This is a genomic window from Nostoc sp. DedSLP03, from assembly GCF_034530815.1.
Classification (GTDB): domain Bacteria; phylum Cyanobacteriota; class Cyanobacteriia; order Cyanobacteriales; family Nostocaceae; genus Nostoc.
This window is the reverse complement of sequence record NZ_JAVRCK010000010.1, coordinates 99677-123336: the sequence shown is the minus strand read 5'-3', so window position 1 is coordinate 123336 and position 23660 is coordinate 99677. Positions and strand designations below refer to the sequence as shown.

Genomic DNA, 23660 nt, shown 5'->3' with positions numbered 1-23660 from the left:
CCTAAAACAACTTTTTAGAGCAATTTTACCGAAATTTATCCATATATTGGGTTGGTAATTTCAACACCTGGGACTGAGGTTAAATGCAAAATTAGATGCTGCATAACAGATTTATTATTTGCTCTTTATATGAAAGTAAAGAGCAAATTTCATTCATAATTTCCATCAAGTTTAAGAAAATATAAGTAGACTTAAACCCTCCTGCCTTCTGCCTTATCCCATTGATACTTCCCACCATGAGAAATCCAGCTATGGTTCAACAAGTTGTTCGCTTATCTCAACAGAAAACATCAGAAAATTTCAGGGCGATCGCAGCCAATGCTAGCTTTATCTGGGAACGTCTTGATGAAAGCAGATTTGCAATTAATGGCGATCAAGTCAACGAACAAGAAATTAACCGTCGTAGAGATCGCTGGTGCGAAGTTGCAGCAGAAGGTAAATTGGATACGTTACACAAACGCTTACAATGGGAAGGGCTAGACCTCGATACTGTTAGTTCCAGATTGGGAACCATTGAGTTGCTTGGCGATCGACCTTTGCCTGAGTGGGCAGAAACCTTGCAGCAAATCATCCAAACCGCTACAGGATTCGATTCTGCAACCGAAGTATTTCTACCAATCGATTCACAAAATCCGATCACCTTTGAAGATATCCTTTTGCCTGCTATTTTGGTAGCCAGACAGCAATTACTAACTCGCTACGGCAGCCAATTCACCCACGAGTCGCTTCCCTTATCGATTCTTTCCCACGATGCTTACAGTTCTCTAGAACGTGGTCTACTGCTACGATTAGCAGGACTTTGCACTAAGACATTAGATTTTGAATTTTCCCAGGTGCGTCCCTTTGGTCAAAACTTGCTCGGTTTGCTGGGGCTGGAAACAGAAAACAATAATACTCACTACACCAAGTTCGTCAATCAACTCCTAGAAGATGGAATGCTGACCTTCTTCCAGAAGTATCCAGTTCTCGGTCGGTTAGTGGCAACAGCAGTCAATTTTTGGGTTGAGTTTACTGCTGAATTTCTCGAACGTTTAGTTGCAGATAGGACAGATATTCAACGAACTTTTGATGAAAGAATTGTCCCATTTTCTCAAAACAAAGTTGCTGAAATTCAAACATCCATTTCCGATCCACACAAACGCGGACGAACAGTAATTTTGCTCACCTTTGAGTCTGGACTTAAACTTGTTTATAAACCCAAAGATTTAGGATTAGAAGTTGTCTTTAACCAATTTTTGGATTGGTGCAATCAACACAGCAATCTTTTAGATTTTAAAATAATTCAAGTACTTGAGCGCAACGGTTACGGTTGGGTAGAACATGTTGAACAGTTGCCTTGTGTTGATGAAGCAGCTGCAAAACGATTCTATCAGCGTTCTGGGATGTTGTTGTGTGTGCTTTATGCCCTCAGAGCCACAGATTGCCATTACGAAAACTTAATTGCCAATGGCGAACATCTGGTGCTGATTGACATGGAAACGCTGCTGCACCATGAACCGAATCTCATTGAAGACTCACCACTTACCCAAGATTTGGAAACAACCGCCACACAACAATTTTGGGATTCCGTACTCCGCACCGGACTTTTACCGCGTTGGGACTTTAGTGGCGATCGCAGTGTCGCTTATGATATTAGCGGGCTAGGCAGCACAGATCCCCGACTATCTCGCCGGAAAGTGCCGCGCTGGCAGAACATTAATACAGATAATATGCATCTGTCCTCTGAGTCTGTAACGCTGCCGATTGGGAAAAATGTACCGTGTTTAGGTGAAGTTGTTCTATCTCCAAACGATTATCAGCAGCAAATCACCAGTGGGTTTGAGCAGATGTATCGCTTTTTGATGGCGCACAAAGATTTCTTAATTTCACGCCAAAGTTTGTTATCTGCGATGCAAAATCAGCAGGTGCGCTTTATCTTCCGCAACACCCGCATTTATGGCATCATCCTTCAAAAAGCTTTAGCACCCGATTACCTCAAACACGGTGTAGATTACAGCATTCAACTCGATGTTCTCAGTCGTGCTTTTCTAGTTGCTCAAAATAGACCGAACGCTTTTCCTGTTTTGAGCGCCGAACTGCGAGCGATGGAACAATTGGATATTCCCTTCTTCACGGCTAGCGCGGTGGTTGATGAACTGAGTTTAAACGGTTCTTCTTCCATTCCCAACTACTTCAAGCAATCCAGTTATCAAGACCTGCTCAACCAATTACAATCTCTAGATGAAACCGACTTAGCTCGACAAGTAGCGATTATTCAAGGCTCCTTCGATGCCAAGATTGCAACCACCTCCAGCCGCCAAGGTGGGCAATGGCAAGGTGAATCGTTACCGTTGCTAAATTCGGAACAATTGATTGCCGAAGCCAAGGAAATCGCCACTCAACTGGAAACCAGAGCCATTTCTGACCCTGATGGCAGCGTTAACTGGATTGGCTTAGACTTTGTGCCTCGTGCCGAACGATATCAACTGCAAGTATTAAACAATTGTCTCTCTGACGGACGCTCTGGAGTTGCTTTGTTTTTAGCCGCACTAAGTCAAGTAACTGATGATTCCCGTTACCGCGATTTAGCATTGAGAACAGTGCAATCTCTGCGTCGCCAAATCCACACCATCGATCCCGAAACTTGGGAACGCATGGCTCGTTTCATGGGTGTTGGGGGTGCAACAGGTTTAGGATCGATGATCTATAGCCTGGTGAAAATTAGTCAATTCCTCAACGATGCAACGCTGTTGTCAGAGGCTCAAGTATTAGCCGATTTGATGACACCAGAATTAATTGCTGCCGACGAACACTTGGATATTATGAGCGGAGCAGCAGGGGCAATTTTAGGCCTATTATCTTTGCATCAAGCCACAGGAGAAGCAACCGTTTTAGAAAAAGCGATCGCTTCTGGACAACATTTAATCAACCGTCAAGTTAGCCACAACGGTGCGCCCAAAGCTTGGCATACTTATTGGGACAAGCCCTTAACTGGCTTTTCTCATGGAGCCGCAGGTATCTCCTATGCCTTGCTCAGACTTTATGCCGCCACCTCAGAGGGCAAATACTTAGAAGCAGGTTTAGCAGGAATTGAGTATGAGCGTAGCGTCTTTTGCCAGTCCACTGCCAACTGGCCCGACTTCCGCAGAATGGGACAACCAGGACAACCTGACTTTGCAAATAAGTGGTGTCATGGTGCAGCCGGCATTGGTTTGGGACGCTTAGGCAGTTTGAGAATCGTGGAAACGCCAGAAATTCAACAAGAAATTGAAATTGCTCTCCAAACTACTCAGAATTTTGGCTTACAAGCGATCGATCACTTGTGCTGTGGTAACTTTGGTCGAGCGGAAGTGCTGTTAGTCGGTGCAAAAATCTGTTCCCGTCCTGATTGGCATCAAATTGCTCACCAGAATGCAACAAATGTTGTGGCTAGAGCCAAGCGAACTGGGGCATATCAACTGTTCCCCAACTTACCCAATTCTGTATTTAATCCTGGCTTTTTACCCGGTATATCTGGAATTGGTTATCAATTGCTGCGTTTGGCTAACAATAATTTGCCTTCGATATTATTGTGGGATTGAGCTTGTTGTTCATACCCAAAAACCGCTTTTGACCCAACCCTATTAGCGTAAACTAATAGGGTCAGAACTAGCCCTCTCAAAGTGTTTGCTATTGATAAAAGCCCAAAAGCTAATCATCTCAAAATTTTAACGTTCTGCCGTTTCTGTGTGACTTAGGCAGTTGGATTTAGACTTGAAGTGATGGGACTGGAGGAAAGACTGGTGACGAGAGCAATTGGTCTAGAGCAAATTATTGCCCAAAAGGTTCTTACCTTATCAAACGAACAACAGCAGCAAGTACTCGACTTTGTAGAATTTCTGCAATTGAAATCACCAACAGTCAAGTTTAAGCACCATGATGGCACGCCAATGTCTGCTTTAGAAGCAGCAGGAGACTTAGTTGGCTGCGTGGATTCTGGCCCTGGGGATCTCTCGACAAACAAGGAGTACCTTAAAAGACCATTAGCAGAATGAAGCAAGCGGTACTGCTAGATACAGGCCCATTAGTAGCTTTAGTCAATCGGAGAGAGCAGTTTCATAAATGGGTGACAAATCAGTTCGGACAGATTGAAGCACCTTTGTTAACTTGTGAAGCAGTAGTTACGGAGGCTTGTTTTCTCTTACAGAATGTTTACGGAGGAGAAGCAGCAGTAATTTCTTTTGTACAAAAGGGAATCATCCATCTTCCGTTTCGGCTTTCTGAAGAAGCTGCTGCTGTTGACGAGTTGATGCAACGTTATCAGTCAGTTCCAATGTCGTTAGCGGATGCGTGTTTGGTGAGGATGGCAGAACTGGCAACTGAAAGCGAATTGCTCACATTTGATAGTGATTTTAGGATTTATCGGAAAAATCGTAATCAATTAATTTCTGTGATTATGCCAAAAGAACAATAGTTTGATCTTCATAGAAAATTCGATGGACTTTTACAAGTTCAACTTGTAGAGTGTTGGGTAGAACGAGCATCTTCAAATATGTTGCAATATGATATACAAAACTTTAGCTGTGAGAATTTAACAGGTAAATTAGTAAGTTTCTATGGAAATGTAGGTATTGATGTAGTTACCCAATATCCAAATCAGGAAATGACATTTACTCAGGGGAATGTCTACGATCAACTAATTTGGAAAGTCTGTGGTAAATAATAGACTTCTTGGCATTTGTCGGGAAAAGGGTAAGGGGGAAAGGAATAACAAAAAACCTTTAACCTTTAACATGCACCCTTTACCCACGAGAGTGCAAAAGTGACTTTTGCCAAGAGGTCTAATTAGAAGATCGCCTCCCCTATTTCTCCCCTAGTTCTCCCCGATCGCACTTTAATCTTAGAAGTCTAGAAGACTTGAAGCTCTGGGCGCTCTCAGGAAAAAGGAGAACAATGCAACTAAAACACAGCCACATTTTCCGTCAAGAAGCTCTAGAGCGTTTATCTTCACCAGAACAACTGGATCAAGCGATAAATGTAGTTAAGCCTCAAGCTTGGTTGACTTTATCTACTTTAAGTTTTGTGGTTGCTGGAGCTGGCGTTTGGAGTGTATTTGGGAGAATTCCTCTCACCGTCACAGGTCAAGGTATCTTGATTAAACCGCACCATGTTGTGGAATTTCAAGCACCCAGTTCTGGCCCGTTACTAACTCTGAAGGTAAAGGCGGGGGATGTTATTAAACAAGGTGATGTGCTAGGGATAATCGACCAATCAGCGCTAAAGCAGCAGTTGCAGCAAGAGCAGATAAAGTTGCAACAATTGCAAACCCAGAATCAAGAGACTGACAGGTTACAAAAGCTGCTGATTGACCAACAAATCATTACTCTTGGACAGCAAAAACTGGATTTGGAAAATAATCTGCGCCGAGAGCAAAGTGCGCCCAAGTTACGCGATCAAACCCAAAGAGCGATCGCTCAAAAACGCCAAAGCATTAATTTCCGCAAACAACAAATTAATTACTTACTTAAAACTCTCAAAGGACGGGTTGATAACCGTCGTCAGCTTTTTGAGCAGCATGTCATCAGCCAAGATATGCTGGTGCAAGCCGAACAAGAATATTTTAATACTCAAAGCGAACTGTCAGATATTGACGTGCAACTAAAGGATCTTGAAATTCAAGAAACCACTACGCAACGAGAATATCTAGAAAATCTTAATAGAATTGACGAAATTAAAACCAAAATTAAAGATATTAATACTCAAAATACTAAACTACGCGAACAAGATTTAAAGCAATCAATTGATAAAAGCAATAAAATTCGGGAAGTAAAGCGGCGAATTGCCCAATTAGAACTCCAACTATCTCAAGAAAGTAGAATTATTAGCAAATATAATGGTCACATTCTCGAACTGAGCGCTGTCCCTGGACAAATGATGAATCCGGGTATTCGCTTGGGGTCAATTGAGGCTGAACAGCCAAATTCAAAACTTATGAGTCTTGTTTACTTTGCTAATAAAGATGGTAAGCAAATCAAGCCAGGGATGGCTGTACAGGTAACTCCCAGCTTTGCTAAACGCGAGCGCGAAGGTGGCATTATCGGAACCGTTGCAGATATTTCTTCATTTCCAGTAACTACACAAGATATTACAGCGATCGTTGGTAACAAAGAAATTGCCGCCAGTCTTGCAGGTAAAGGTGAAAATCAAGTGCAAGCTTTTATCCAACTCCAAGAAAACCCTACATCAGTCAGTGGCTACAAATGGTCATCCTCTGATGGCCCAGCCTTAAAAATATCTTCTGGCACAACTACATCAGTTCAAGTAAAAGTTGGAGAAAAAGCACCGATTTCTTATATTATTCCTATGCTGCGCTCTTGGACGGGGATTTATTAAATTACGCCGTGTGCAACTTTCTCTCAGACCTAACCCCCAACCCCTTCCCTACAAGGGAAGGGGAGTAAGAATCAAAGCCTTTCTCCCTGTGGGGGAGAGGTTTGGAGAGGGGTTCTAAGGATAAGCTGCACATCACGTTAATTTGGGCATTGGGGTTAAAACTTGAAGGTTCACCCTCAGAAGCTCAACTTCCACCCTCAGAAGCTCAACGTTCACCCTCAGAAGATTTTTACTTCCCAGTCCCCAATGCCCAATGCCCCATACCCAATACCCAAACCAAATCGTGTTCGCACTTCTACACTTTTGCAAATGGAAGCGGTCGAATGTGGTGCGGCGGCTTTGGGAATAATTCTTAGCTATTACGGGCGGATTGTGCCACTGGCTAAACTGCGTGAAGAATGCGGTGTTTCGCGGGATGGGAGTAAAGCTTTTAATATCCTCAAAGCTGCAAAAAATTATGGACTCAATGCTAAAGGTTTAAAACTGTCTCTAGAAAAGGTGACAGCTACCCGTCTCCCCTACATTGCCTTTTGGAATTTTAACCATTTTCTTGTAGTAGAAGGATACAGCAAAAAACGCGTCTACCTCAACGATCCTGCCAATGGTCGGAGAACAGTGAGTTGGGAAGAGTTCGATCGCGCATACACGGGTGTTGTGCTGACAATGGAACCAGGAGCGGATTTTCAGAAGGGAGGCAAAAAAAATCACATTATCTCAGCCTTAAGTAGCCGCTTACAAAACTCACGAAATACTATCTTATTTTGCTTGCTTGCTGGGTTATTGTTAACACTGCCTCGGTTAGCTGTGCCAGCCTTTTCTCAGGTATTTATCGATGAGATTTTAATCCAAGATCGGCAAGATTGGTTACGACCTTTGCTGTTAGGAATGCTGTTAACTACTTTATTACGGGCATTCCTTGCTAGACTGCGGCTTACCTACCTGCGGCGATTGATGGTTAAGTTGTCAGTCAGCACATCAGGACTATTTCTCTGGCATATCCTGCGATTGCCTGTTGGGTTTTATGACCAACGGTTTGCTGGGGAAATCAGTAGCCGGGTGCAACTGAATGATCGAGTAGCAGAAGTACTTTCAGGGCCTTTGGCAACTACAGTAATTGACGCGGTGATGATGATCTTTTACCTGCTGATTATGATTCAGTATGACCAATTACTGAGTGCGATCGCAGTTGGTTTTGCTTTAATCAACATTCTCGCTCTTTTATTTTTATCGCAAACTCGTGTAGATACAAATATGCGCCTAGCTCAGGAATATGGCAAGGTGGGTGGAGTAACGGTTAGTGGCATCCAAACCATAGAAACCATCAAAGCTTCTGGGCTAGAGTCAGATTTATTTGCTCGATTTGCGGGTTATTACGCTAAAGCTTTGAACGCCCAACAACAATTAGGCTTACAAACTCAAATTCTCACCACATTACCCACAATTTTGACAGCACTAGCTACAGCTTCTATTTTACTGGTTGGTGGTTTACAGGTAATGAAAAACAATCTCAGTATTGGAATGCTGGTTGCCTACCAAAGTTTAACATTGAGTTTCTTAGAGCCAGTCAATAGCCTCGTTAACTTCGGCAGTACACTCCAAACTTTAGAAGCTGATTTAAACCACCTTGATGATGTATTGCAAAATCCCGTTGATTTGGAAGTGGAGGGGAAGTGGAAAGCAGGGGAGGCAGGGGACGCAGGGGAGGCAGGGGGAGAAATTACTTTCTCATCTCTCTGGCAATTACAGGGTCACGTTGAGTTACGGAATGTCACTTTTGGCTATAGTCGTGTAGAACCTCCCTTGATTGAGAATTTGAGCTTGACTGTCAAGCCAGGGCAAAGAATAGCGCTTGTGGGGGGAAGTGGTTCTGGTAAATCCACAGTTGCTAAATTAATTTGCGGGCTTTATCAACCTTGGGATGGGGAAATCTGCTTTGATGGTGTAGAGCGATCGCAAATTAAGCGTTCTGTTCTGGCTAACTGGTTGGCAATGGTTGAACAGGATATCTTTTTATTTGCCGGGACTGTGCGAGAAAACATCACTCTTTGGGATTCAACTATACCAGAAGCCGATTTGGTGCAGGCTTGCCAAGATGCAGCGATTCATGATGCGATCGCATCTATGCCTGGGAAATATGACTTTGAGTTAATTGAAGGCGGTATGAATATTAGTGGTGGACAACGCCAGCGTTTAGAAATTGCCCGCGCTTTGGTGAGAAATCCCACAGTCTTAGTATTAGATGAAGCAACCAGCGCCTTGGATGCAGAAACCGAGTTGATTATTAACCGTAACTTGCAACAGCGTGGTTGTTCGTGTATTGTAGTAGCCCACCGCCTCAGCACAATCCGCGATTGCCATGAAATTATTGTGCTAGAGCAAGGTAAAATCGTGCAGCGTGGCACTCATGAGGAATTATGGCAGCAAGGCGGAACTTATGTTCGCCTACTTCACTCAGCAGAAACATAATGGACTTCTTGGCATTGTAGGGAAAAGGGGAAGGTAGGGCCCCCTCTGGGGATAAGGGGCGGGGGTAAAGGGTAAAGGTATGGAATTTTCTGTTACCCTTTAACCTTTAACCTTTCCCCAACATCAAGGCAAAAGTTACTTTTGCAAGATGTCTAATAATCAGGTATTCAATCCACTATTGTTGAGTTGCTAATGATTGCCGAGGCAGTTAAACCTTGACTCATCGTCAAAATCAGCTTTACTCTTAATCAATTTTTTCGATATCATCAGGTGTACCAGTGGCAGAAATTTTTGATGTGCCAGATTTACCTGCACCTGAGTTGCCACCAGAAGCGCCAGCACCGCCTGAGTGTTTAGGATCGGTGTTGCCTTGTTCTTCTTGAAGCTGTTCAAGGCGGTTTTTTTCTTGAGCTTTATCTTTTTGGTCAGCCATATCTTATTTACATTTTTCGCTATGCGATCGCCTTTAACTCTATCATTTTCCTTATTCAAGCGACATCAAAGGCAAATCTTCTTCAGCAATTATAAATTTACGTGAGTCTCCCACGGAGGCACACGTTAAATTACTCAATTTTTCCATCCAAGACGATTATCAGATTTTTCTTGCCCTGCTTTCCCTGCTGATTGAGCAATTAATTATTTTTTATTTGGAAGTCCCTTAGGCTGATGTCCTCTAAAGTAATATCATCACAAAAAATCTGTGTTACATTCAGCCGGGATACAATAGTTTTTCTTATATCTTTTTCCAATCGTCGAACTCACATCGATTTACCTTAAGTGAATCCTCTTTCCAAACCATACTCCTTTCAAGCAAACGAACCATTACTGTTGAACGATCCAGAATGTTTCTGGATAGTGCAGTCTGGAACATTAGCAGTGTTTGCAACTTTTCAGAACAGTTTACCAAAGGAGCATCGCCGCTATCTGTTTCATGTCAACGCTGGTGAAGTTTTGTTACCGGAAGTAATCGCACAAAGCCAATGGAATTTTGTCGCGATCGCAATCGAACCTACCCAATTATGCCAGATGTCAATGGTTGATTTGGTTAAGGGAATCGCGGCGGCTGACTCTCAAGCCATAGAACTTTTAGAAGGTTGGGTAAATCATTTAGGACAATCTCTTAGCGCCCAGCAGACAGTTTTGACTACGCCATTAAACCTTGTGCAGACATTAGGGCGGGATTTTTCATTATCGCCTGGTGAGACGCTACAGGGAAGGCAGCAAACACTTCTATGGGTGAAGTTGCAGCAAGGCAATACTCACTGGATGGGAGTTGAGGAATTAACGTTGAATTCTACCTCGCCAGCGTTTCCACTCACGAGTGATATGTGGCTGGAGGCAGAAGATGCAGTTATCGGACAAGTGTTAACAACGGCAGATTTAGAAAATTCCGAGGAAGTTTTGGCAGGTTTAGCCAGTTTGCATACTTATTTCTTTCACTACTTCAGTTTGCTGGCAAATAAAGAAGCAGAGGTAGAATTCCGGCAGTTTCAGGAACGCGAACAATTTAATCAGCAAGTAATAGAGGGGGCACTCTCTGACTTAGCAACAGTATTGCAGCCACAGCAGGAGGCAGTTTTTTCTCAGGAAGGGCCGCCCTTATTGGTAGCATTTGGGGCAGTTGGGCGATCGCTGGGAATAGAGATTCGTCCACCAGCAGAGGATTTGAATTCTATTAAAGACCCTGTAGCCGCGATCGCACAAGCATCGCAAATTCGTATCCGCCGGATAACTTTAGCAGATGGCTGGTGGGATCAAGACCAAGGCGCGATGTTAGCTTATACTCAGTTGGAACGGCCAGTGGCGTTGTTACCTACAGCTAATCGAGATTATGTCATCTTTGACCCCGTAGCGCGGACTCGAATATCTGTAAATGAATCAATAGCAAAAACACTGTCACCATTAGCCTACGTTCTGTATCGACCGTTACCCCAAGTTGCGCTCAAAGCCATTGATTTACTGCGGTTTGGGGTTAAGGGTTATGAAAAAGACATTGCCAGTATTTTAGTGGTAGGGCTACTAGGCACAATATTGGGAATGGTTGCACCACAAGCAACAGCAATTTTAATCAATAATGCCATTCCAGATAGCGATCGCGCAATGCTTTGGCAGATCGGATTGGTGATGTTTGCAGTCGCCTTTGCACAGTTAGCTTTTCAAGTTGCCCAAAGCATTATTACCCTACGAGTTGAAAGCGCCACTGATAGCATATTACAGCCAGCCATTTGGGATCGGTTACTCAGATTAAGTCCTAGCTTTTTTCGTCAGTATACTTCTGGAGATTTGGTTAACCGCGTCATGGCGGTGAGGGAAATTCATCAAAAACTTAGCGGTGCTACCCAAAGAACGTTGTTGAGTGGAGTTTTTGCCCTATTTAACTTGGTGCTGATGTTTATTTACAGTTGGCAACTAGCGTTTGTGGGCGTGGGTTTAGCAATATTTGCCACTGTGGTTACGACTGTTGCAAGTTTCCTCTTGGTAAAGAAATCGAAAAAAGAGCAAGAACTCAATGGTGCAATTCAGGGACTCACGGTACAACTAATCAACGGTGTTGCCAAACTGCGAGTGACAATGGCAGAAGAACGCGCATTTGCAGCTTGGGCAAAAAAGTACAGCCAGCAGATCCGACTGAAGGCGAGTTGGCAAGAGATTAAAGATGGTATTTCTGTATTTAACGAAGCACTTCCTTTGGTAAGTTCGATACTGCTGTTTGGGTTTGCCATGCTGTTGATGCAGACACGCCTCACACTGGGTACATTTGTTGCTTTTAACTATGCTTTGACGATTTTTATCAAAGGAGTAATTGACCTGAGCAATACTGTATCGGAAATTTGGAGTATTGTACCAATCTGGGAACGAGCAAAACCGATTTGGCGATCGCAGCCGGAATATGATTCAACCAAGGTTAACCCCGGTAAATTAAGCGGTCGCATTGCCCTAAATCGTGTCAGCTTTCGCTACTCGGAAAATGGCAGCTTAATCCTCAATGATGTCAGCCTCCATGCCGAACCAGGGGAATTTGTTGCGATCGTTGGGTCTTCTGGAAGTGGAAAATCAACGATATTGCGGTTGTTATTGGGCTTTGAAACTCCATTGACAGGGAGCATCTATTATGATGGCAAAGATTTAGCAGAGATGGAACTCCAAGCTGTGCGAAGACAGTTAGGAGTGGTACTGCAAAATGGTAAAATCGGTACAGGCTCGGTTTTTGATAACATCACCGCTGGAGCTTTAGTTTCCCTAGAAGAAGCTTGGTCAGCCGCACAAATGGCAGGTTTTGCTGATGATATCAAGCAAATGCCAATGGGGATGCATACGATCGTCGCTGAGGGTGGGAGTAATCTTTCCGGTGGACAACGGCAAAGATTATTGATTGCGCGATCGCTTGTTTCCAAGCCTAAAATTATCTTGATGGATGAGGCGACCAGCGCCCTAGACAATCGCACCCAGGCAATTGTGACTGAAAGTTTAGCTAAGTTAAATGCTACCAGAGTAGTGATTGCCCATCGCCTCAGCACGATTCGTAATGCCGATCGCATCTATGTGATTGACGCTGGTCATGTCGTACAGGTAGGTAATTTTTCAGAATTGATTGCCCAATCAGGGTTGTTTGCCAGACTGGTAGCTCAACAGTTAGAAGCAGGGTGGTTTCATACGAAAAAAGAAAAATAGATAAGTCTTGATTTCTCATTTTGTGGCATGGCTTTTACCCCACTTCCATTCCTCTCCCCGAAAGGTCAAGAGGCTTTGAAACCCAGTTTTAGTTTTTCTCTGCTTGTATGAAACCACCCTGATAGCTCAACAGTTAGAAGGGGTAGAGGACTTTATCTTCTTTTGTTTTCAAAATGAGAATTGCTGGTGAGAAATCCGGGCTATTAATTCAAGACCTCACTATGCAATTCTTCGAGGTACGCTCTTGAAAATACAAAAAATTGTGAACCTTAGAAAAATGACTACAGCACATCTTTGTCTGACATTTAATCTAAAAATCTTATATATAAAAAATAATATAAATAATAAAAAACTTTTTCTTTTAAAGAATATTAAAACCTAGTATTTTTTTCTTTTAAAGAATATTAAAACCTAGTATTTATTAGGACTTACACACTCTACAAAATAACTATGATGTGTACCAACGAAAATCCGTTGTTTTAGGCTATTGGCTACTAGCTTTAGATCAGTAGCGATCGCTGGCTAATGGTGAAAAAATCAAACTTGAATGGCTGAAAATCCATATTCACATTTAATTGTTTCTGTCAACATGTAAGTTTTGTAATAGTAAAATTACATCATATAAATAACTTATTCACCCAGTAGAATAGTATGTATAAATTAAGTAAAATAACACTAGTTTTACTAGTAATAATACTGACTGTAAAATTAGTTAGCTACAAATTAGATGAAGTATTACGTTAACTTACAGAAAAATCTTATGAAAGTTAACCCTGTATAAATACTTAGCAGTACTCAAAATTAATAAAAATTTTCTGAACATATTTCTTAATAAAATAAGGGTTGTATTCAGTGAAACTATTGATATTCTCTAAGAAGTCAAAGATTGATGGAATGAATTTTTCATTCCAGGTAATTGACGTTAGTTCAACTTAGTTAAGAGGACAAAAACAATGGCAAATTCACTTTTTACTGAACTCTCAGCTTGTGAAGCAACCAGTCTTGTAGGCGGCCGCTCTGCATTTGCTTTTGGTACTTTCTTCACCCGGGCTGTAAGTAACCAAGGTTTTACTGAAACCAATGGTGGCGTTAGCAACGTTGCTACCGTGGACGGCGATAATTCAGAATCTGTCTCTGAGGGAGGTAGTTCCGCGTTTGCTGGAGAAGATTAGTTCTGCCTCGGATACATTAGGTGACTTCTTAATATTAGAAGTTAACTGTCATTACTAGAATTGAGCTCAAACTAGTTAGTTAAATAGAGAACTCCTTGAAGGCTAGCTTAGCTAAAAATGAAAGCTTTCAACGATTTCTTTCTTAAAGGGGTTGCCACAAATTAGCCAACCCCTGTTTTTTATCTGAAAAAATCTGTTCAAAATGGTTAGTTAAATATAGAATTCGCTGAAGGCTAGCTCAGTTAAAAGTTAAAAAGTCTTCAGCTATTTTTCTCTCTAAACAGAGTTAACACTATTTAGATAGACCATGTTTTTAAGCTCAAAATAAATCTGTCAAAATGGCACCATCGCTCCAGTTTTGTCATTGATATTACTTCCGGCCACTGACTAAGGTTGCTTGAAGCAACAAGTGATTTTGAAAGGAAAACAAACAGTTTTAGTTCAAATGAAATATCAGGTTGTGCGACAGCATAGTGAAGAAGATTGCGGAGCTGCTTGTCTGGCTGCCATTGCCAAACATTATGACCGTACTTTTACCATCAACCGCATCCGGGAAGCGGTAGGCACTGGGCAACTAGGAACAACATTGCTGGGTCTGCAACAGGGAGCAGAGGCACTAGGTTTCAATGCTCGCACAGTCAGAGCATCAACTGAAATAGTAGACCGGATTAAGGAAGCGCCACTGCCAGCGATCATTCACTGGAAAGGCAACCACTGGGTTGTTTTGTACGGGCAGCGGGGCAGGAAATATGTAATTGCTGATCCAGCCACGGACATCCGTTATCTCTCCAGAAAGGAGTTGATGGAGGGCTGGAAAAATTGGGTGATGCTTTTACTGGAGCCAGACTCGATCCGCTTTTATACTCAAAACGACGAGCAAGTTAGCGGTTTTGGGGGATTTCTCAAGCGCGTATGGCCTTATCGAGCTATAGTCTTTCAGGCTATGCTCGGCGCCCAAGTTATTGGTCTGCTATCTTTAGCTTACCCTTTCCTGATCCAAATCCTGACAGATGAAGTGCTAGTTCGAGGTGATACAGGGCTGCTCAACGCTGTAGCAGTCACTGTTGTGATCATGAACCTTATCAGCAGTAGTCTCAGACTCGTTAACTCTAACCTGATTGCCAATTTTGCCCAAAAAATTGAGTTAGGGCTAGTTCTGGAATTTGGACGACAAATCCTGCGATTGCCGCTAACATACTATGAAGCCCGTCGCAGTGGCGAAGTCGTGAGCCGACTGCGAGATATTCAACAGATTAATCAGTTAGTCTCACAATTGGTCGTGAGTTTACCTGCTCAGTTTTTTACTGGGGCTGTTTCTTTTGGTTTCATGCTGTTCTACAGTGTGAAACTGACGCTAGTTGCCATCGCGATCGCCGCTGTGATGACAGTATCCACGGTTGTTTTCCAGCCTACACTTCAGCAAAAAGTTCGTAGTGTATTGGTCTTGGCAGCAGAAAACCAAGGCGTTCTCGTTGAAAGCTTTAAAGGTGCATTAACACTAAAAACCACGACCGCCGCTCCCCAATTCTGGCAAGAATTCCAGAGTCAATTCGGTCGCCTAGCGAATCAAACATTCCGCACGATTCAAATTGGCATTATCAACAACACCTTCTCTGGATTAGTTTCTGGTATTGGCAGCGTTGCCTTACTCTGGTTTGGTAGCATGTTGGTTATTAGCAAGGAATTGAGTATCGGTCAACTGCTTGCCTTTAACGCTATGAACGCTAATTTTCTAGCCTTTATAGGTACTTTAATCGGACTTGTGGATAGATTTACACGGACTCAAACTGCTATCCAGCGTTTAATAGAAGTTATTGACTCCACACCGGAAAATCAAGGCGATACCCAAAAGCCCTTGGCTACACTTCCTGGCAATGCTGACATCACTTGCACAAATCTAAACTTTCACTACCCTGGCAGAACTGAGTTATTAGAAAATTTTTCTATTACACTCCCTGGCGGTAAAGTAATTGCCCTGATTGGTAAATCAGGCTGTGGTAAAAGTACCCTTGCTAAAGTGATTGCGAGTTTGTATCCAATACAGTCTGGCAATATTCGTATTGGACTATATAACCTGCAAGATTTATCCTTAGATAGCCTCCGGCGACAAATCGTTCTTGTTCCCCAAGAACCCCACTTTTGGAGTCGCTCAATTATTGAAAACTTTCGCTTAGGTTCTCCGCACGTCACCTTTGAGCAAATTGTCAATGCTTGCCAAATTGCCGAGGCTGACGACTTTATCAGTAAACTCCCCGACAAATATCAAACCGTCTTAGGTGAATTTGGCTCAAATATTTCTGGCGGGCAACGCCAACGACTGGCGATCGCCAGAGCGATAGTTACTGATCCGCCAATCCTAATTTTGGATGAATCAACGGCTGGACTCGATCCAGTGAGTGAGGCGCAAGTACTAGGTAGGCTCCTATCTCATCGGCAGGACAAAACCACTATTCTGATTAGCCACCGCCCCAGAGTGATTAATCGTGCTGATTGGATTGTGTTAATGGATCAAGGTAGGTTGCAACTCCAAGGCTCTCCAGAGGATCTACGCTCTAAGGGTGGAGATCACTTAGACTTCTTGACCCCTTGAAAACAGCTTGCTCCTAAAAGCGCCAAACGCAGCACTTGGATAGCCGAACTCCCGTTCAAAGACAAAAATAATGGAAATCGGTTTATTTGTCTTGGGATCAGATGGCTCATATAAATTTAGCAATCGGTAATTCAAAATCTGGAATTCGTTGATCCATGATTCCAGGGTTCTGAAATACCAAGGAGCAGGGTAAAAGGGTTGATCTGCATTTGGTTGCCATGAAGTTTCGCGCCACCCATTGGAATATGTAGAGTCACCGCAAGCAATTATTGGATGAAGTGTTTGAATGATTATTTTGCCTTTGTTTTCTAACAGGGTATGACCTGCCTTAGCGATCTCATCAAGAGCGCATTCGCCTAGAATTGAAAAGTTGCAAATCAAGCAAGAGAAATAGTTAATTGTGCTAAATCTTTGTGATGCAAGATCCGAGTACGAACAGACAACAAAGCGAGAATCACCACTATCCTTTGCTGTCTCAATGAGATCGGCGCAAAAATCAACACCCCAGCCATCAATTCCTAAAGAAAAAAGCTGTCGAGACAACCATCCCTCACCGCATCCAATATCTAAGAATGTTCTGGGATTAAGTTGGGTTATCGCTTTAACTATAGCGGCATCTGTGGCGATCGCACGGCTTTCAATTTGTTTATTACGAACTGCTTGTGTCCATAATTTAGCATTCATCTGCCATGAGTCAAGGATTCGTTTTTCATTTTCGTCCATAAACACCGCTCAAATAGCACGAACAATCTTCTTTTTTAAAACATAAGCGATAATGCAGCCAGATGCAGGATTTTTCGAGTTTAATAGACAATCATATCATTAGTAATTGCAACGCTATGTTAATTAATGAATTAAGAAATATTAATTTGATTATCTTTCCTGACTGGTCTAATTTAGAAACTGCGATCGCAGAAGACTTAACGAATGTTCTCAGAACTCTTTTCACACATCCAGCTAGACAAGATATAACACTACTAATTTACAGCCAAAGTTTAGCGAATGAACTACAAGATAATGCTAACTCATTACTTTTTGAGACAGTTCTGAAACTTAGTTTAGAAGAAGCTGTCTCGGAAGACCTGAATGTAGGGCTGACGGGTCAGTTAACTACCGAAGAATGGTCTATTATTAAATCATTAATTAATTTTTGTATCCCAATTGATCGCGAAGATTGCTACATTATCCAGCAGCCAGAAATTGCACAAATTCCTAAATGTGATTTGTCAGAAATTGAACAGCCAACTATTTATGAAGCGTCTCGGCTAGAATCTTGGCACAGATGGGGTGACTATTTCGCAGATAGTGAATCACCTGAAAACGCTATCTCATATTACAGCAAGTATTTATCTAGTTGTCCGCACCAAATTAAATATTATTTGAAGTTAAGTGATGTTTTGTATAAAACTGGTCAGATGCCAGCGGCTATTACAACATTGCAAAATGGTATTAGCAATTGCCCTCAAGCAGAAGAACTCTATTACTGGCTGATTATTCGTCTAAAGCAAAGCCAGAACTATCTAGAAGCTCGTAACTTCGCTCAACAGGTTACAGAGAAGTTTCCTGAAAACTACGTATTTAAGATGTTGAGCTATCTGATGCTGCCAGAAACTTATCATACTCCTCAAGAAATTGATACCTATCGAGCCTGGTTTCAAGATGGGCTGAAAAAATTGATTCAAGAAATAACCATGAATAGCCCAGATGAACAGAAAAAAGCTTTCATGGGAATCAGCCATCATACAAACTTTTTTCTTGCATATCAGGCAAAAAATGACCTGGTATTACAGCAGCAATATGGACAGCTAGTTCACAAAATTATGGCGGCAAATTATCCGCAATGGAGTCAGGTGCATCCAATTTCTTCTATTAGTAACAATCGAAGAATTAAAATTGGCTATCTTTCCTATTTTTTATGTAGTTGGAGTGGAACAGTTTTGTTCTTAAACTGGCTTAAATATGCAGATAATCAAAATTTTGAAATTTATTCATATCACATCGGGCATCAAATTGATGCTGCTACTCAATTATTTCATTCTCATAGTACGAAGTTTTATCATTTGCCGAATAATTTAGAACAGATTTGTCAGCAAGTTATTGACGATCGCCTTGATGTGTTAATTTTTCCAGAATTAGGAATGGATGCCACCACATTATGCATTGCTGGACTGCGTTTAGCACCGATTCAATGTATGGCTTGGGGGCAACCTGTAACTTCTGGATTGCCCACCATTGACTATTTTTTATCTAGCGAACTGATGGAGCCTGTGAATGGCCAATATCACTATACCGAAAGCCTTGTACGTTTGCCTGGTGTTGGGATTTCCTATCCGACGATCGAAGTTGACTCAGTTAGCCGCAACCGATTATTTTTTGGATTACGAGAAGATGCGATCGTCTACATTTCTAGTCAAGCTGCTTATAAATATTTACCGCAGTACGATTACGTTTATGCAGAAATTGCCCGTCAAGTTCCCAATGCTCAGTTTATGTTCCTTCGCTCTGGGATTTCTCAAGAACGTCTGAAACGGGCATTTGCGGCTGTCGGTTTAGATAGTCTTGACTATTGTGTATTCTCTCCTGTCCTACCGCGTGATGATTACTTTGACTTGCTTTCTTTGACAGACATTTATTTAGATACCTTCGACTGGGCGGGTGGTAACACAACACTGGATGCGATCGCCTGTCATTTACCAATCATCACTTGTCCTGGTGAGTTTATGCGGGGGCGTCATTCTTATGGTTTTTTGCAAGCGATCGCTGTAACACAGACAATTGCAGATGATACCTCGCAATATATTCAAATTGCAGTGCGATTAGCCGGAGATATTGATTGGCGATACTCAGTTCGTGAAGCCCTAAAACTCTCAAGCAAGGTTCTGTTTGATAATCCCACTGCTACCCAAAATTTAGAAGCATTCATCAAACAGGCGATCGCGTTGAAAAACTAAAGCAAGTATATTTTGCCTAAAGCAAGTATATTTTGCTTTACTTGAGTAATATTCAAAGGCAATGAAAGTCGAAAATGAAACGTCCAAATCGCCTTGCTTGGATGGGAGCGATCGCTTGTGCAATTGAGTGATGTTATGTGTGTTAAATAGCCATAATATCCCCGTTAAACCCTCGTGCAAAGAAGGTTTAGGTAGCTTTTGATTATCGTTGTAGTTGCCATGTTCAGCATGATAACTACAACGAGTTTAACCTTTTGTATTACCGAAAATGATAATTTCCTCTGCCCTTAGCAATGTGTCAGCGATCGCGAGGATTTTATATCATGTCCGCATAATTAGTTACGATTCCCATAGTCATTGCACCCCACCCCCAACCCCTCCCGAAGAGCGGGGAGGGGAGACAAAGCACAGCTTTGGCGGGGTGGGGTTCTTCGGGTTTAATAAGTGATTAAGCGAACATGGTATTACTTAGTTCGCTTTCGTTAGGCAATGACAGTAATATTTGCACTAGTAAGCGCTACCTGATTCGAGAACTGGGCTATCTGAACTTGTGCAGCACTACCAACCCCATCTTTATCAAAGAATAGGTTCCCTGTAGTTCGATCGTAGATAAAGCGATCGCCTGCAATTGTCGCACTAGTCCCAAGTCGGAATAAGCTTGAATCCAGTACCGTATCCTGAGATTGGCTCAGTGCAAATTCTGTCTTAGAAACGAAGATAGTATCATCTCCAACAGTAAAATCAGTAATAGTGTCATAGCCTCCAGTGCGAGTATCAGCCAGGTTGAAGCTATCTCGACCAATTCCACCAGTCAACATATCTCGACCAACTCCACCAGCGAGTACATCGTCACCTGCACCACCAAGCAAGGTGTCATTGCCTGAGTTACCAAAAAGGCGATCGTTGCCATCAACTCCATTCAAGATGTTAGCGCCAGTATTTCCCGTCAGGATGTTATTAAGGCTGTTACCAGTACCATTGATTGCTGAAGTTCCACTCAGGGTCAAGTTTTCTAGGTTATTTCCCAACACCCAACTCACTGAAGACTTAACTAAATCTGTGCCTGCATTTAAACCTTCAGTAACAGTATCGCTAAGGTTGTCTACAGTATAAATGTCATTGCCAACTCCACCGTCAAGACTATCAATTCCCGCACCTCCATCTAAGCTATCGTCACCCGCACCACCCAACAAGGTGTCATTGCCAGAACCACCAATTAGGCTATCGTTGCCATCAACTCCATTCAAAATATTAGCGGCACTATTTCCTGTGAGAATGTTATTAAGGTTGTTACCAGTACCATTGATTGCTGAAGTTCCAGTCAGAATCAAGTTCTCTAGGTTATTTCCCAACACCCAACTCACCGAAGATTTAACTAAATCTGTGCCTGCATCTAAGCCTTCAGTAACAGTATCACTAAGGCTGTCTATGATGTAAATATCATCGCCGACTCCACCATCTAAGCTGTCATTGCCAACTCCACTATCCAAGGTGTCATTGCCTGCACCACCCAACAAGGTATCATTGCCGTCACTACCAATCAGGCTATCATTGCCATCAACTCCATTCAAAGTGTTAGCGGCAGTATTCCCAATTAAGATGTTATTAAGGCTGTTACCAGTACCATTGATTGCCAAGCTTCCAGTTAGGGTCAAATTTTCCAGGTTATCTACCAACACCCAACTCACCGAAGACTTAACTAAATCTGTGCCTGCATTTAAAGCTTCAGTAATCGCATCGTTGAGGTTGTCTACGATGTAAGTGTCATTGCCGATTCCACCATTGAGACTATCTGCTCCCAAACCTCCATCTAAGGTGTCATTGCCTGCACCACCCAACAAGGTATCATTGCCGTCATCACCAATCAGGCTATCATTGCCATCAACTCCATTCAAAGTGTTAGCGGCAGTATTCCCAATTAAGATGTTATTAAGGCTGTTACCAGTACCATTGATTGCTGTGCTTCCAGTTAGGGTTAAGTTCTCCAGATTAGCTCCCAACACCCAACTCACAGAAGACTTGACTAAATCTGTGCCTGCACTGGCAGATTCAATAATAGTGTCGCCGATGCTGTCCACAGTATAAGTGTCATTGCCTTTACCACCAATGAGACTGTCATCTCCTGTACCACTATCTAAGAAATCATTTCCATCGCCGCCATCGAGGGTGTCGTTATCACCTAGTGCGTTGAGCGTGTCATTGCCTAGCAATCCTGAGATAATATCCTTGTTCGCCGTACCAGTCAGGTTATCTGCAACTGAAGTACCAGTAATTTCATTCGGAAATTGACTAATCGTATTAGCCACTGTTAATGCAAAGATATCGCTGACAGTTGCCGTTCCATCACTGGCTATAACTTTGATGTTGAGGCTACCAACGTTGTTATTTGTGGGAGTACCACTAAAGGTAGTGCCGTTGAAAGTTAACCAAACAGGAAGTGGATTACCATTTTCCAAAGTTGCGGTGTAAACGAGATTATCTCCCGCATCCACATCACTGAAGGTATTTGCTGGCACCACAAAGCTAAAGGCAATGTCTTCTGTAGCTGTTTGGTCTGCGATCGCATTACTCACAACCGGAGCATCATTGGTATTAGCGATCGCCAAATCAAACACACTACTGGCGCTAGCTCCATCCTTATCAGTTGCGGTAACTTTGAGGCTGAGGTTGCCCACATTTTGATTTAATGGCGTGCCGCTAAAAGTGCGCGTGGTTGGATTAAAGCTTAACCAGGTAGGTAATGGATTGCCGTTACTGAGGCTAGCAGTATAGGTCAGGGTGTCGCCTGCATCGACATCGCTGAAGGTGGTTGTTGGTACGGTAAAGTTGAAGATCGCATCTTCTGTCGCTGTTTGGTCAGCAATAGTACCTAACGCTTTTGGGGCATCGTTAATATTATTGACTACGATTGCGATCGCTTTTTCGTAGAATAAACCACCCTCATCTGTGGTACGTACACGGATGTTGTAGCTATTCTTGGTTTCGTAGTCGGGTGAAGCGTTGATACGTAACTGGTTACCGACAATCGTGAAGGCGCTGTTATCGTTGGTGTCTGTACCCGAAACTAGGGTGTAGGTGTGGGTGTTGTCTCCATCGGCATCAACGGTACTAAAGTTGCCAATTACTGTGTTGCCAGGAACATTCTCGTTAACACTACTGGCACTTAGACTCATGTCAGTGGGCGTACTGTTGAGGTCAAGCTTAAAAAGTTCCAGCCCAGTGTTACCATTGTCAGCAACAAAGTAGAGTTTGCCATCAACGTAAGTTAGGTTGGTGGGATTAGAGCCAGGTAAGCCAGGGTAGATATCGTTAACGCGGACAGTACCAGCCTCAGTGCCATCACTCTTCCACAGTTCATTGCCCCCACTGCTGTCGGTGGCAACAAAGTACAACGTGCCGTTGACATTCGTTAGATATGTTGGGTTAGAGCTACCCGTGCCAGTATAAATATCCTTAACGCGGACGGTACCAGCCTGAGTACCATCACTCTTCCACAGTTCATAACCTCCAGTGCTATCAGTGGCAACAAAATACAGCATACCGTTGACATTCGTCAGATTTTGTGGGTGAGAGCTACCTGTACCAGAGACAATATCCTTGACGCGGACAGTACCAGCTTCGGTGCCATCACTCTTCCAAAGTTCAGTGCCCCCAGTGCTGTCGGTTGCTTTGAAGTACAGTGTGCCGTTGACATTTGTTAGATATGCTGGGTTAGAGCTACCTGTGCCAGTATAAATATCCTTGACACGGACAGTACCAGCTTCAGTACCATCACTCTTCCAGAGTTCATAGCCACTACTGCTGTCACGAGCAACGAAGTACAATGTCCCATTGACATTCGTTAGAAAGGTCGGACTAGAGCCAGCCGTACTAGGATAAATATCTTTGACGCGCACAGTACCAGCCTGGGTGCCATCACTCTTCCACAATTCCTCACCACCACTGGTGTCGCTGGCAACAAAGTAAAGTGTGCCGTTGATATTTGTCAGATATTTAGGGGAAGAACTACTTGTACCACTATAAATATCCTTAACACCGACAGTACCAGCTTCAGTGCCATCACTCTTCCACAGTTCATAACCCCCACTGCCGTCGGTAGCACTGAAGTACAATGTGCCGTTGACATTCGTCAGATATTGCGGAATAGAGCCACTTGTGCCAGGATTAATATCCTTGACGCGCACAGTACCAGCCTCGGCAAATATGTCTAATTTTATACTTAATTTATATAAAGCTCATTTGCTTTAGTTAATATAAGCACTCCACATCAACCAATATCGATACGGATATGAACATAACCCGTTGGAAGGAATGAAAGAGAAATCTTGGTGGTTGTCTCGATTCAACTTAGCCGATCCTCGTAAATTAGTGTTTGTGTAGCGTGTCCTAAAGGACAAAGTATTGATAAAGTTAATTATATTTTTGACTTTGCCTGAAAAATAAGTAAGTATTAACAGT

The 23660-nt window shown here is 42.7% G+C and carries 13 protein-coding genes; 10 read left to right on the top strand and 3 right to left on the bottom strand.

What is annotated here, in order from left to right:
* The first annotated feature begins 251 nt into the window (after positions 1-251).
* From RM368_RS07420 to RM368_RS07395, 6 genes are all read left to right on the top strand, one after another.
* Entirely contained in the window at positions 252-3560 is a 3309-nt protein-coding gene (locus RM368_RS07420) for a type 2 lanthipeptide synthetase LanM family protein (RefSeq protein WP_322693479.1), read from the top strand.
* Between the two features lie 201 nt (positions 3561-3761).
* A complete protein-coding gene (locus RM368_RS07415) occupies positions 3762-4013 on the top strand; it encodes a hypothetical protein (protein ID WP_322693478.1) in 252 nt (83 codons plus the stop codon).
* Positions 4010-4432 carry a type II toxin-antitoxin system VapC family toxin gene (locus RM368_RS07410; protein WP_322693477.1) on the top strand — a complete coding sequence of 141 codons (423 nt, stop codon included), beginning with the start codon at positions 4010-4012 and terminating at the stop codon, positions 4430-4432. Before RM368_RS07415 ends, RM368_RS07410 begins: the two co-directional genes overlap by 4 nt.
* 78 nt (positions 4433-4510) lie before the next feature.
* Complete coding sequence (locus RM368_RS07405; protein ID WP_322693476.1) at positions 4511-4681, top strand: hypothetical protein; 171 nt, start codon at positions 4511-4513, stop codon at positions 4679-4681.
* A 230-nt stretch (positions 4682-4911) separates the two neighbouring features.
* The gene (locus tag RM368_RS07400) at positions 4912-6351 is read left to right on the top strand and encodes an NHLP bacteriocin system secretion protein (protein WP_322693475.1); all 1440 of its coding nucleotides are present in this window, start codon (positions 4912-4914) and stop codon (positions 6349-6351) included.
* A gap of 246 nt (positions 6352-6597) precedes the next feature.
* Positions 6598-8817, top strand: a complete 2220-nt coding sequence (locus tag RM368_RS07395; RefSeq protein WP_322693474.1) for an NHLP family bacteriocin export ABC transporter peptidase/permease/ATPase subunit — start codon at positions 6598-6600, stop codon at positions 8815-8817.
* Positions 8818-9061: 244 nt separating this feature from the next.
* On the opposite strand, the gene RM368_RS07390 is transcribed toward RM368_RS07395, so the two are convergent.
* Complete coding sequence (locus RM368_RS07390; protein ID WP_322693473.1) at positions 9062-9250, bottom strand: hypothetical protein; 189 nt, start codon at positions 9248-9250, stop codon at positions 9062-9064.
* Positions 9251-9594: 344 nt separating this feature from the next.
* Between RM368_RS07390 and RM368_RS07385 the strand changes: the two genes are divergently transcribed.
* From RM368_RS07385 to RM368_RS07375, 3 genes are all read left to right on the top strand, one after another.
* Positions 9595-12489, top strand: a complete 2895-nt coding sequence (locus RM368_RS07385) for an NHLP bacteriocin export ABC transporter permease/ATPase subunit (protein ID WP_322693472.1) — start codon at positions 9595-9597, stop codon at positions 12487-12489.
* A gap of 953 nt (positions 12490-13442) precedes the next feature.
* Positions 13443-13661 (top strand): hypothetical protein, encoded by a 219-nt coding sequence (locus RM368_RS07380; protein ID WP_322684661.1) that lies wholly within the window; start codon positions 13443-13445, stop codon positions 13659-13661.
* A 445-nt stretch (positions 13662-14106) separates the two neighbouring features.
* Positions 14107-16251: a peptidase domain-containing ABC transporter gene (locus tag RM368_RS07375; RefSeq protein ID WP_322693471.1), complete on the top strand. Its 2145-nt coding sequence runs from the start codon at positions 14107-14109 to the stop codon at positions 16249-16251.
* Here the strand turns inward: RM368_RS07375 and RM368_RS07370 are convergent.
* The gene (locus tag RM368_RS07370) at positions 16231-16974 is read right to left on the bottom strand and encodes a class I SAM-dependent methyltransferase (RefSeq protein ID WP_322693470.1); all 744 of its coding nucleotides are present in this window, start codon (positions 16972-16974) and stop codon (positions 16231-16233) included. The genes RM368_RS07375 and RM368_RS07370 overlap by 21 nt on opposite strands.
* 116 nt (positions 16975-17090) lie before the next feature.
* On the opposite strand from RM368_RS07370, the gene RM368_RS07365 reads away from it, so the two are divergent.
* Positions 17091-19202 carry a glycosyl transferase family 1 gene (locus RM368_RS07365; protein WP_322693469.1) on the top strand — a complete coding sequence of 704 codons (2112 nt, stop codon included), beginning with the start codon at positions 17091-17093 and terminating at the stop codon, positions 19200-19202.
* Between the two features lie 482 nt (positions 19203-19684).
* Here RM368_RS07365 and RM368_RS07360 read toward each other — a convergent pair whose 3' ends face one another.
* Complete coding sequence (locus RM368_RS07360; RefSeq protein WP_322693468.1) at positions 19685-23386, bottom strand: ELWxxDGT repeat protein; 3702 nt, start codon at positions 23384-23386, stop codon at positions 19685-19687.
* Positions 23387-23660: the final 274 nt, after the last annotated feature.

What these genes read in the sequence shown, in the direction of transcription:
- RM368_RS07420 (WP_322693479.1), top strand. Translation starts at nt 252, where the DNA reads ATGGTTCAACAAGTTGTTCGCTTATCTCAACAGAAAACATCAGAAAAT.
- RM368_RS07410 (WP_322693477.1), top strand. Translation starts at nt 4,010, where the DNA reads ATGAAGCAAGCGGTACTGCTAGATACAGGCCCATTAGTAGCTTTAGTC.
- RM368_RS07405 (WP_322693476.1), top strand. Translation starts at nt 4,511, where the DNA reads ATGTTGCAATATGATATACAAAACTTTAGCTGTGAGAATTTAACAGGT.
- RM368_RS07400 (WP_322693475.1), top strand. Translation starts at nt 4,912, where the DNA reads ATGCAACTAAAACACAGCCACATTTTCCGTCAAGAAGCTCTAGAGCGT.
- RM368_RS07395 (WP_322693474.1), top strand. Translation starts at nt 6,598, where the DNA reads ATGCCCAATGCCCCATACCCAATACCCAAACCAAATCGTGTTCGCACT.
- RM368_RS07390 (WP_322693473.1), bottom strand. Translation starts at nt 9,250, where the DNA reads ATGGCTGACCAAAAAGATAAAGCTCAAGAAAAAAACCGCCTTGAACAG.
- RM368_RS07380 (WP_322684661.1), top strand. Translation starts at nt 13,443, where the DNA reads ATGGCAAATTCACTTTTTACTGAACTCTCAGCTTGTGAAGCAACCAGT.
- RM368_RS07375 (WP_322693471.1), top strand. Translation starts at nt 14,107, where the DNA reads ATGAAATATCAGGTTGTGCGACAGCATAGTGAAGAAGATTGCGGAGCT.
- RM368_RS07370 (WP_322693470.1), bottom strand. Translation starts at nt 16,974, where the DNA reads ATGGACGAAAATGAAAAACGAATCCTTGACTCATGGCAGATGAATGCT.
- RM368_RS07365 (WP_322693469.1), top strand. Translation starts at nt 17,091, where the DNA reads ATGTTAATTAATGAATTAAGAAATATTAATTTGATTATCTTTCCTGAC.